Origin of the sequence: Nostoc sp. 'Peltigera membranacea cyanobiont' 213 (assembly GCF_002245975.1) — a bacterium.
GTDB lineage: Bacteria > Cyanobacteriota > Cyanobacteriia > Cyanobacteriales > Nostocaceae > Nostoc.
Genome location: NZ_NOLI01000200.1, coordinates 1 through 10812 on the forward strand (window position 1 = coordinate 1; position 10812 = coordinate 10812).

A 10812-nucleotide genomic window follows, 5' to 3' on the forward strand; every position below is an offset into this window, starting at 1 on the left:
AACTAATTATTAAGTGGGGCAGAAAAATCAAGAATAAGGGTAATGCTGTTATTGCAAGTTAAATGTCCGACAGCTTATTACGTGCCACTTATGGCAATTTCGCAGCTTTGCTACTTGCAGATATTGAGGGCGATGGACTCAAGGAATGTATTGATATTTGCCAGCCTAATGAACTGAGCGCGAACATTGTTAAAATTCCTCATCACGGGGCATACCCCAAAAATGGAGATGATCTCAGGCAATTATTAGAAGCTATTGATCCAGAAATAGCAGTTTTATCTGTTGGTAGTAACAATAAATATGGCCACGTTGTACCAGAACTTTTTAGCTTACTATTAAGCCTAAAAAACGATACATCTAAACGGTTGGAACAATTTATCTGTACAGAAGTGACCCGTTCATGCGTACACTCAGCTAGCGAACGTATTTCAATGGGTAAATCAGGTTTGGAAAAACAGCAATTATGTGCAGGAGAAACTACTATTCTTGCAGAAACTTCGGGTACATGGAAACGAGAAAAAGAGGCAGAACATGAAAATGTGATCTCTACACTTAAATACCCTGCCTGCAAAGGTTGCATAGACCTTAGTGTAGTTTCTATTTAATTGCAGAGGACTGTTCGCATCTCTAACTTTAAGCATTTTCAAAGGCGTTTCTGACGCTTCGCCATTTTTGCAAAAGGCAGGAAACAATGAGGGCATTCCCCTAGCTCCCAATCGGCAGGGATTGGGAATGGTGTCTCACAGTTAGTAGATTTTGTTAATAAACTCAACTTGTGGCGATCGCACTCATGCCATATCAACAATAGAAACAACCTTATCATCACCACCATCCGGGGTATATTCCAAAAGCTCACCAGGCTGACAATTCAACGCCCTGCAAATCCCGTTTAAGCGTTCTGGTGTTAATCGCGGCATTTCGTCAACCTTGCGAAGTCTATAAACCGAATTTTCTGTTATCCCTAGCACCTCTGCCAAGTCCTTGTTTCTAACTCGCTTTCGCGCCATCACTTCATTTAATTTCCAACGAATCACTTTATCCAAAGGCATATCACTACATCCTCAGTTTAGTAGCTGCTAGACGTAGATTTCTCTACTTATCAGTATCTATAATTACAAGTAGATTTATAACATTCTAAGTTTTATTAATCTACACCTGACGTATGTCTACGTGTCACGTAGATTAAGTGATAGAAAAAACAAAAGCGATCGCTCTCCGGGAAGAGTCTGCGATCGCCTTTTGTGCAACCCCATTGATGAGGTCATTCACATGATTACACAAGAAGTATTTGATAACCAAAGTTTGGCACAATCCGAGTTCAAGGAATACGTTGAGGAGTTAGCTGATGCAGTAGCACCAGAAATTGAAATCGACTCAGTGCCAGATGATCTTGGAGAAATGTACCGAGTTTGGTATGGTTCTCAGCTTCTCGGAACTTTTTATCAGAATTTTGAGGGCAAATGGGTAGCACAACCCTGTAATAGAGATGAAAGACCTTGTTGTAACACTCCTGAGTTAGCACAGATTTTCATCGTCGCTGTCAACGGGTTGCTAGTAGCAGATGTAGCCTAATAACTTTCATGCATTAATTTTCCATTACCTGGAGACGTGATTAAGTTCACGTCTTTTTCTTATTTGGAGTTTTTTGTCAATAGTGCTTCTGACGCTTCACCATTTTTGCAAAAGACAAGGAACAATGAGCGCATTCTCCTTGCAGCCAATGGGAAGGAATTAGGAAGGTGTTTCACAGTTAGTGCATTTTGTTAACAAACCCAACTGGTGGCGATCGCACTTCATTTTCTCCTTATACTGCCACTCAATGCGGTGACAAGGAGCTTCTGCATAGCAAGCACCACATAACCTAATTGGTCTAGGTTTCATAGTCACACCCTTTGGTGGCAGCATCTCATATAACCTCTCGACCTGCACACCAATTAGCTTACTCAAATCTTTTTCAAATGTTGTTTACGGTTAGGGACAAGCAGCTTGTGTCTTTCCTGCTCTTGAGTGTCAACTTGAACAGATAGTTCTGGTTGTAGTTCTGTTTTCTGAGGCTCTAGTTCTTCCCTTGAAACTCTCTGTGGCAAGAGTTCCAGTTTGTCATCTTTCTTTGAAGAAACATTAGCTCTACTTTTCCTCAGTTCAACAACATTTGAGGTTTTCTTGGAAGCTGAACGTAGACGCTTTTGTTCTGAGCGTCTTTTTTCTTTTTTGTCTTCTTTACGTTCCTCCACAAGTTCCTTCCGTTTACCTAATGCTAATAAGGCATCATAGTTAAAATGCTCCTTACGAGCTTGACTTCGCTCTTTATTCAAGGCTTTCAATTCTTCTATACTCAAATCATGGGTATCCATGTTGACGGCGTGAGCATAGCCCAAGAAATCTTCTAAATTATCATTAGTTTCGCAGCTGTAGATATATAAAGTCAGGATATGGTCTGGATCATATCTAAGCGTTACAAATTCACCTCTATATGCCTTGAGTGATTCTCCTCGATAAATCAGGTTCTCAAACTGTATAGATCCATGCGCTTGAACAACTCGTTGCGCTTCTTTCATCAAACAGATATCTAATTCTCGCTCATCCAAAGGTTCAGGTAGTTTTCTTCCCATTCCTGTAAACCAGCGCTCAAATCTTGTTTCGCGGGGATCTTTGGGATATGGTTCGTGGTTATAAATATCACAAAAGAAACTAGCTAGGATCTTGTCTATATCTTGTATTGTCAAACACGCTTCTTTCTCTGCATTTTTGGGGCGTTCCTGAACATTTGCCCCTGTATAACCAGGTAAATCTTTGAGAACTTGAGTATTAATAGTTTTAAAAATGCGTTCTACAATACCGCCTTCGGGAGGGCGATCGCGTAGTTCACACTGAAATCCTAGTTTCTTACCAATGGCTTTAAGATGTTTTGAGCGAAAATCTTTTCCACCATCAGTAAAAAAATATTGAAAAGGAGTCCCGCATATTTCCCAAACTTTATTTAGCTGATAATCTTCAGGATAGTTTTTGGGCAAGATAGCGTGTCTTAAAGCTAAAGCCACCTCTGTAGAACCTGGTTGTTTGATCCATAGGCGGAAACCAACAATACAGCTTGAATAAGTATCCACAATAGTGGTTAGCCAAGGATGGTCAGACAATAAATTACCATTACTATCAACTATGTGAATATCCAGTTTGGTATGGTCGCATTGAATAATTTGGTTACTAAAGTCAGCTTTCAGTAGCTGTCCATCTCGTGTTACAACTGTCATCCAAGATCCCGAACCCGGATTTCTGACTTTTGTCTTCTGTTTATGTTGTGCGATTAAAGGATCTAAAATCCTATAAACTGTAGCTTGATGAGGATAATCTCCTGATTTCAGCTTAAGGTCAACGATCGCGTGTCGCTTTACTTCCCGAACTATAGATGCTGGTGAAATTGGATGTTTCTTTTTAAGACTTTCTTCATAAATTGCTTTGATAAATTCTTGCCAGTCTTCGCTGACTCGATGTTTTCCCTTATCTGAGCGTTGTACTCCTGCTGATTCTGATAACTTGTCATCATGGTATTGCTTGAGGAGACGTTCCACCTGACGAGTAGAAACACCAAGAGTATTTGCAATAGCCTGCTTTCTCTGAGACTTAATCGTGCGATTCGGTGATTCAGCAAGCCACTGGATCAGATTAAATGTCAGTTTATGCCTATCTGATGTTTCCAGAATAATTTGGGATGGATCTACAACAAAATTACTCTTGTCAAGAAAAATAGCATCTGGAGCTTGCGTTAATTCTTCCGTGAATTCAAATTGTTTGTCTGCCATTGGAGTGAAAAACACTCATGAATAATTAAGGTACTAATGTACCATTAATTGGCTAAGAATACGACATACAATTTGATAAATACCTAAATCTTAACAAACGACATTTAATTTGATAATCTAGGATTTACGACATAGAAAATGCGAATTAAGCAAATTTATTTTTAGTGTCATTAAATAGGTTATAATCCTTACAAGATAACGGTTTGAGCTATTCCGATGCTGTTGCGACACTATCTGCGAATTGCGACATATAATTTGCGAATGTACAGTACTTCTAGAGCGACAAATTAATTGACCGTGGCAATCATTTTATTTGTCAAATAGAAAAAGCGGCAAATAATTTGTCGCTCTACATTATATATAACTGTCGCTGTACAGATAGGTTCATATAATATTACGATCGCTTCACCCAAGACTTTGCTTGCTACGATTGAATTTGTATAACTCTAGTGGTAAAAGCGGATTGTGACTGTAAAACCAGACTGGTTGCGGGTAAAAGCACCTGGGCGAGAGCGCATCGGTAACGTTAAAGACATTTTGCGGGATTTAGCCCTCAATACAGTTTGTGAGGAAGCCTCCTGTCCAAATATTGGTGAGTGCTTCAATGCCGGTACTGCCACGTTTTTGATTATGGGCCCGGCTTGTACACGCGCTTGTCCCTACTGCGATATTGATTTTGAGAAAAAACCTAAACCACTAGACCCAACAGAACCTCCACGACTGGCGGAAGCTGTTCGCCGCATGAACCTTAATCATGTAGTCATCACTTCTGTAAACCGAGATGACTTGTTTGATGGTGGTGCATCTCAGTTTATGGCGTGTATTGATGCGGTTCGCTCTGTTTCACCTAACACCACAATTGAAGTACTAATTCCTGACTTGTGCGGTAATTGGAATGCTCTAGAATTGATTATACAAGCTGCGCCAGAGGTATTAAACCACAATACCGAAACTGTCCCACGCCTATATCGCCGGGTACGTCCCCAAGGAAACTACGATCGCACATTAGAATTATTACAGCGCACTCGGCAACTTTCTCCTAGCACATACACCAAATCTGGGATTATGGTTGGACTTGGTGAAACTGATGCCGAAATCCGCCAAGTCATGCAAGATTTGCGAACTGTTGATTGCGATATTTTGACAATTGGGCAATATCTCCAACCCAGTCAAAAACATTTACAAGTAAATGAATTTATCAATCCAGAACAATTTGCTGCTTGGAAGGCATTCGGCGAAGAAATCGGATTTTTACAAGTTGTTTCTTCACCATTGACAAGAAGCTCATATCATGCAGAGCAAGTCAGGGAATTAATGGAACGTTATCCACGCAGCCAATTTTAGATTTTAGATTGCTAAAAGCATGGGGTGATTGGGGGGAGACTTGATTAATGACTAATTCAAAATTTGTAGCAATTCTGGGTGCAGGTGCTTGGGGTGCATCTCTAGCAAATCTCGCCACAGCAAATGGTCATCAGGTACGCGTGTGGTCGCGTCAAGGTTCGCAAACTCTCCAAGCAGTGTTAGAAAATGCTCAAATAATCCTGTCTGCAATCTCAATGATTGGTGTCAGAGATGTTGCTTCCCAAGTCCAGTCTTTCCCCCTTTCTCCAGAGACAATTTTTGTGACGGCGACCAAAGGCTTAGATCCTCAAACCACCTGTACGCCGTCGCAAATTTGGCAAACAGTATTTCCTGTCCATGCAGTAGTTGTTTTGTCTGGGCCTAATTTATCTAAAGAAATCCAACTAGATTTACCAGCAGCAACAGTGGTAGCCAGTAATATTTCCACAGCTGCCGAAGTAGTGCAGTTAGTATTTTCTTCTCATCGTTTCCGGGTATATACCAATCCCGACCCCTTGGGGGTGGAACTGGGGGGAACACTAAAAAATGTGATTGCGATCGCAGCTGGTGTATGCGATGGTTTACATCTAGGAACCAATGCCAAAGCTGCTTTAGTCACCCGAGGACTCACAGAAATGGTTCGCATCGGTAACGACTGGGGTGCAAAGACGGAAACATTTTATGGTTTATCGGGTCTTGGAGACTTGTTAGCAACCTGCAATAGTCCCTTAAGTCGCAATTATCAAGTCGGCTACCAGCTAGCTGGTGGTAAAACACTTCAAGAAACTCTTGCAAATTTACAAGGAACTGCTGAAGGAGTGAATACTTGCCAGGTTTTGATGCAACGAGCCAAGCAACAAAACATTCCGGTTCCAATTACTGAGCAAGTTTATCGGTTACTTCAGGGTGAAGTCACACCTCAACAAGCACTTGATGAACTGATGCTGCGAGATATCAAGCCAGAGTACAACTACTAATAGTCCACCAAATTAATTTTCCAAGGTTTGTAGTGAGCGATTTATCGCTCAATTTTAAACACTGTTCGCGCAGCGTTCCCGTAGGGTAGTGCTTACTACAAACTTTTACAAACCATTATTGAAATTGAGAGGTTAACACGACAAGGGGACAAGAAGAGAGTATTTGATAACTTCCCCGCGTTTTCTATCTCCGTGTGGATGGAATTTTTGCAGTTAACACTAATCACTTCCCCAATATCTATTAGTTCTACTTATACCTGAATAATCCTGAGAAAAAATTGCTAAATCGTCAGGATATTAGTTTTGTAGCCATGTAAATGTGACTATGCCAATTATAAAGATGACATTCACTGAAGGATGTTTATACTGTGTTACAAAAGTTACCATCAAAACCCATCAAGGTTGAAATGTTAACTAAGTAGTTGAAATATTGAAAGCCTAGCTGCCAATTTGAATAGCTATTGGTTAAATCAAAAATTTAGCAGCCAATTAAGTTCAGTAATCCTGTATCCAATAAAACCATTACAGTTAATTTCTAAAAAAATTGTAATGGAACCTTCAACTATGTTAGTTCATCGTGATTCACGGGAACAATAGCAACAGTTGAATAGCTGACCGTAATCTAAGCTGACCGAAATCTATTGTTACCTGGAGCCATTGAGACGATCTTTATGCCAGCAACATCTTTTTATGCAGATGCCCCCTACAACACCAAAAAGTCCCGCCAGGCTTTGGACTCGGATCTCACGGTTGATGAAAGCGAGTTATCGGTAGATGATTTACATGAGCTAGAGATAGCAACTGTAGACAATGCTAACTTTGCTGCTAGCACCAACCGTCGGAGTACAGACCTAGTACGCCTGTATCTTCAAGAAATTGGTCGGGTTCGCTTGTTGGGGCGAGATGAAGAGGTTTCAGAAGCTCAAAAAGTCCAACGTTACTTGCGGATGCGGATAGTGCTTGCTAATGCCGCAAAGCAAGGAGATGAAGTGATTACACCTTATCTGAGGTTAATTGAAGTTCAAGAACGTCTGACCTCAGAACTAGGACATCGCCCGTCTTTAGAAAGGTGGGCTGCTACTGCTGACATAATATTATCCGATCTCAGACCGACTTTGGCAGATGGCAAACGTCGCTGGGCAGAAATTGCCAAGTTGACTGTAGAAGAGTTGGAGCAAGTTCAAACCCAAGGACTGCAAGCAAAAGAACACATGATTAAGGCTAATCTTCGCCTAGTTGTGTCTGTTGCTAAGAAGTATCAAAATCGCGGTTTAGAATTGTTGGATTTAGTCCAAGAAGGCACACTAGGTTTGGAGCGGGCTGTAGAAAAATTTGACCCCACTAAGGGTTATCGCTTCAGTACTTATGCTTACTGGTGGATTCGTCAGGGAATTACAAGAGCGATCGCAACTTCTAGTCGCACCATCCGCCTCCCTGTCCATATTACCGAAAAGTTAAACAAAATCAAAAAGGCCCAACGCAAAATTGCTCAAGAAAAAGGTCGCACCCCAACTCTAGAAGATTTAGCAACTGAGTTAGAGATGACACCGACCCAAGTAAGAGAAGTTTTGTTACGGGTTCCTCGCTCTGTTTCTTTGGAAACCAAAGTCGGCAAAGATAAAGACACCGAGTTAGGCGAATTACTTGAAACTGACTGTGTAACCCCAGAAGAAATGTTAATGCGAGAATCTTTACAAAGAGACTTGCATCATCTTTTATCAGATTTGACTAGCCGAGAACGCGATGTAATTTTAATGCGGTTTGGTTTGGCTGATGGTCATCCTTACTCTTTAGCAGAAATTGGCCGCGCTCTCGACTTATCGCGCGAACGAGTTCGGCAAATTGAATCCAAGGCTTTGCAAAAGCTACGCCAACCCAAGCGTCGCAACCTCATCCGCGACTATTTGGAGTCTCTAAGTTAGTCAATGTTTAAGAGTCATTTGTCATTAGTCATTTGTCATTAGAAAACTACAATTGACAAATGACTAGGGACAAAAGACTGAGTTTATCCCAGGTTAAAAGCCTTTTAGAGGCTTATAGAAAATAATTTGCATTTAATTGGATGAGAGTTTCCCCCAAGCTTTGCTCAGATATCTTGAAGGTGGGGAGCAACTAAACAATTCAAAATTAACTCACGCAAAATTTAAAGTCAAGGGATGCAATCGTTACAAGTATCCTAACTATTCGCTGTATGCAAATTAAATGCACTACAGCTTATTACTTGAATTTTGATCGAGATTTGATGAATTGTTTTTAAATATTTAGTAAGAATTCTCAATAGGCAATGATTGTTGCAAATTGCTCCCAAGATTTGTTATATTCTCAATTAACGAGCTTTGTTGAGAAATATTAGTATGACTGTCTACACAACTACTTCACTCAAGGCAGAACTGAACGAACGAGGCTGGCGATTAACTCCCCAGCGCGAAACGATTTTACACATTTTTCAAGAACTTCCGCAAGGCGAACATCTGAGTGCGGAGGATCTTTATCATCGGCTAGAAACTGATGGTGAAGGGAAAGGGATCAGTTTGTCAACTATTTATCGGACTTTGAAGTTGATGGCCAGGATGGGACTTTTACGGGAATTAGAATTGGGCGAGGGACATAAGCATTATGAGATCAACCAGCCCTATCCCCATCATCACCATCACTTAATTTGTGTTAGATGCAACTCAACTATTGAGTTTAAAAATGACTCAATTTTAAAAATTGGGTCGAAAACTGCTCAAAAAGAAGGTTTCCACCTGCTTGATTGTCAAATGACAATTCATGCAGTGTGTCCCAAGTGCCAACGGGCGTTGATGCCGCTTTAGCACTTGGGTAGTATAAAAAGACGAAACTACTCAAATTAACCAAATAAGGGGAATTTTGAGCAGTGCGTAATTTGCTGTTACTAGAGGCTAGAAACGAGTTGGGGACTGATACTAACAACACCAAAGCGGATGTTAAAAGCGTCCGCTCTTAAGATCCTTGAGGCTAATGCCGTAGAATTCTTGAGCTTGTTTAATCGCTTTTTTGGTGTCATCTGCCATCACACCGTTCAGCTTGCCTTTATAAAAACCCCGCTCCCGTAGTCGCGTTTGGATTTCTAGGGTATTAAATTCGCTTTTGCTAGCAGTATTAACTGAGCTATATAACTTAGCTCGCGTAGTTGGGCCAGCAACGCCACTTGCCGTCAAGAAATTAGCTGCCTGAAATCTGCGTACAGCATCGGCAGTATAGGGGCCATAGTAGCCATTTGGCTCTCCCTCTAAATATCCTGCCTGGATCAATTGTTCTTGGATAACTCTAACTGGCTCACCGCGATCGCCTACACGGAGTTTATCTCGATTGACTACCTTTTTGGGAGCCGCCTCTTCTCCATCACCGATGCCAACTCCTGGCAATTTACCTAATGTTGCTGGGCCAGCAATTCCATCCACACTTAATTTATAAGCATCTTGGAACCGCTTCACAGATTCTTCAGTAATTGGGCCAAATATCCCCGTGGCGTTCCCGTAATAAAAGCCTGCGACTCTTAAGCGTTCTTGCAAAACCCTGACATTTTCACCTTCATCCCCCTTTGCCAGGTAGTTGGGATTACGGCGCTGGGTAGTTGCTGAACTAGTAGTGCTGGAATTTTTGGCTTGTTGTGTACTTACAACAGTGGCTTTTTTAGCTTGTGTAGTCGTAGTACTAGGCTTTTTAGCTTGCCAACTTTCTAATTTTTGCAGGGTACTCGATCCAACAATGCCATCCACTGGTAAACCAGCAGCCTTTTGGAAGCGGCGCACAGCTTCTTGTGTGGATGCGTCATATACTTGGCTAACAGAAGTTTGGTAAAAACCTGCTGTTTTTAACTTTTGTTGGAGATTTCTGACAGAAGGGCCTCGATCGCCTGTTTCCAGTGCTATGACGCTGCTGACAGCGCCAAGAATAGATAAGGACAGAGCAAGGGGCAACATATACTTCCAAGCCCTACCAGAAAGCCGTTTCCAGTCTGGTGCAGCTGCTTTGTTAAACAAAGAACTGAGGGAGACCAATTCACTGGGTGTACTGTCTTCGTAGGCGAAAGCTAGGTGCAAATACGCAAGATTTTCCATATTTGTTTCCTACACCATTGATTTTTCTTCGATAACTGCTTCAGCTTGATGTACTAGGTTCCTCAAAGCTTCTAATGTTCCTATATTTACATCCTCCCACAAATTGCGCTTATGTGCCTCTAATAATTTTTCAGCAATATCACGCAGAGCATAAGGGTTCTTTTCCTGAATAAATTCTGACACAACTGGGTCGAGCAAGTAAGCCTCTACTATGCCTTGATACATATAATCTTCGACACATTTAGCTGTAGCATCGTAGGCGAATAAAAAATCTACTGTCGCCGCCATTTCAAAAGCACCTTTGTAACCGTGGCGCATTACTCCTGCAATCCACTTGGGATTAACTACGCGAGAACGATACACGCGTGAAATCTCTTCTTTCAGTTGGCGGACTCGTGGTTGAGCGGGTATGGAATTATCACCAAAATAAGTTTGGGGATTTTTTCCTTGTAGAGAACGCACCGCAGCTGTTAAACCACCCTGAAATTGGTAATAATCATCAGAATCGAGTAAGTCGTGTTCGCGGTTATCTTGATTGTGCAAGACAACTTGCATTTGAGATAAGCGTTGCTTGAAGGCTTCGGTATTGGGGATTGGGGATTGGGG

At 41.4% G+C, this 10812-nt stretch carries 11 protein-coding genes; 6 read left to right on the plus strand and 5 right to left on the minus strand.

The annotated features are described in order from the left end of the window. Positions 1–62: 62 nt before the first annotated feature. A complete protein-coding gene (locus CDG77_RS31490) occupies positions 63–605 on the plus strand; it encodes a hypothetical protein (protein WP_094333144.1) in 543 nt (180 codons plus the stop codon). 183 nt (positions 606–788) lie between these two features. Here CDG77_RS31490 and CDG77_RS31495 read toward each other — a convergent pair whose 3' ends face one another. Next, positions 789–1049: a helix-turn-helix domain-containing protein gene (locus CDG77_RS31495; RefSeq protein ID WP_094333145.1), complete on the minus strand. Its 261-nt coding sequence runs from the start codon at positions 1047–1049 to the stop codon at positions 789–791. A 121-nt stretch (positions 1050–1170) separates the two neighbouring features. On the opposite strand from CDG77_RS31495, the gene CDG77_RS31500 reads away from it, so the two are divergent. Beyond that, on the plus strand, positions 1171–1572 hold the full coding sequence (locus tag CDG77_RS31500) for a hypothetical protein (protein WP_223270082.1): 402 nt from the start codon (positions 1171–1173) through the stop codon (positions 1570–1572). Between the two features lie 159 nt (positions 1573–1731). On the opposite strand, the gene CDG77_RS38970 is transcribed toward CDG77_RS31500, so the two are convergent. Together CDG77_RS38970 and CDG77_RS31510 are read right to left on the minus strand one after the other, a co-directional pair. After that, positions 1732–1881, minus strand: a complete 150-nt coding sequence (locus CDG77_RS38970; protein WP_308737813.1) for a hypothetical protein — start codon at positions 1879–1881, stop codon at positions 1732–1734. Positions 1882–1943: 62 nt separating this feature from the next. Then, positions 1944–3800 (minus strand): Mu transposase C-terminal domain-containing protein, encoded by a 1857-nt coding sequence (locus tag CDG77_RS31510; RefSeq protein WP_094333147.1) that lies wholly within the window; start codon positions 3798–3800, stop codon positions 1944–1946. 465 nt (positions 3801–4265) lie between these two features. Between CDG77_RS31510 and lipA the strand changes: the two genes are divergently transcribed. From lipA to CDG77_RS31530, 4 genes are all read left to right on the plus strand, one after another. Next, a complete protein-coding gene (gene lipA / locus CDG77_RS31515) occupies positions 4266–5144 on the plus strand; it encodes a lipoyl synthase (RefSeq protein WP_094333148.1) in 879 nt (292 codons plus the stop codon). A gap of 47 nt (positions 5145–5191) precedes the next feature. Continuing rightward, positions 5192–6121 carry an NAD(P)H-dependent glycerol-3-phosphate dehydrogenase gene (locus tag CDG77_RS31520; RefSeq protein WP_094333149.1) on the plus strand — a complete coding sequence of 310 codons (930 nt, stop codon included), beginning with the start codon at positions 5192–5194 and terminating at the stop codon, positions 6119–6121. Positions 6122–6792: 671 nt separating this feature from the next. After that, complete coding sequence (sigC, locus tag CDG77_RS31525; protein WP_094333150.1) at positions 6793–8043, plus strand: RNA polymerase sigma factor SigC; 1251 nt, start codon at positions 6793–6795, stop codon at positions 8041–8043. A 432-nt stretch (positions 8044–8475) separates the two neighbouring features. Beyond that, on the plus strand, positions 8476–8937 hold the full coding sequence (locus tag CDG77_RS31530; protein WP_094333151.1) for a Fur family transcriptional regulator: 462 nt from the start codon (positions 8476–8478) through the stop codon (positions 8935–8937). Between the two features lie 132 nt (positions 8938–9069). On the opposite strand, the gene CDG77_RS31535 is transcribed toward CDG77_RS31530, so the two are convergent. Further along, on the minus strand, positions 9070–10206 hold the full coding sequence (locus tag CDG77_RS31535; protein WP_094333152.1) for a peptidoglycan-binding domain-containing protein: 1137 nt from the start codon (positions 10204–10206) through the stop codon (positions 9070–9072). Between the two features lie 9 nt (positions 10207–10215). Next, the coding region (locus tag CDG77_RS31540) for a cobaltochelatase subunit CobN (protein WP_175586458.1) at positions 10216–10812 on the minus strand (597 nt) is incomplete at its 5' end.

Excerpts from the sequence above, each read along its gene's own strand:
- CDG77_RS31495 (WP_094333145.1), bottom strand. The coding sequence starts at position 1,049 with ATGCCTTTGGATAAAGTGATTCGTTGGAAATTAAATGAAGTGATGGCG.
- sigC (WP_094333150.1), top strand. The coding sequence starts at position 6,793 with ATGCCAGCAACATCTTTTTATGCAGATGCCCCCTACAACACCAAAAAG.
- CDG77_RS38970 (WP_308737813.1), bottom strand. The coding sequence starts at position 1,881 with ATGAAACCTAGACCAATTAGGTTATGTGGTGCTTGCTATGCAGAAGCT.
- CDG77_RS31510 (WP_094333147.1), bottom strand. The coding sequence starts at position 3,800 with ATGGCAGACAAACAATTTGAATTCACGGAAGAATTAACGCAAGCTCCA.
- CDG77_RS31530 (WP_094333151.1), top strand. The coding sequence starts at position 8,476 with ATGACTGTCTACACAACTACTTCACTCAAGGCAGAACTGAACGAACGA.
- CDG77_RS31520 (WP_094333149.1), top strand. The coding sequence starts at position 5,192 with ATGACTAATTCAAAATTTGTAGCAATTCTGGGTGCAGGTGCTTGGGGT.
- CDG77_RS31535 (WP_094333152.1), bottom strand. The coding sequence starts at position 10,206 with ATGGAAAATCTTGCGTATTTGCACCTAGCTTTCGCCTACGAAGACAGT.
- CDG77_RS31490 (WP_094333144.1), top strand. The coding sequence starts at position 63 with ATGTCCGACAGCTTATTACGTGCCACTTATGGCAATTTCGCAGCTTTG.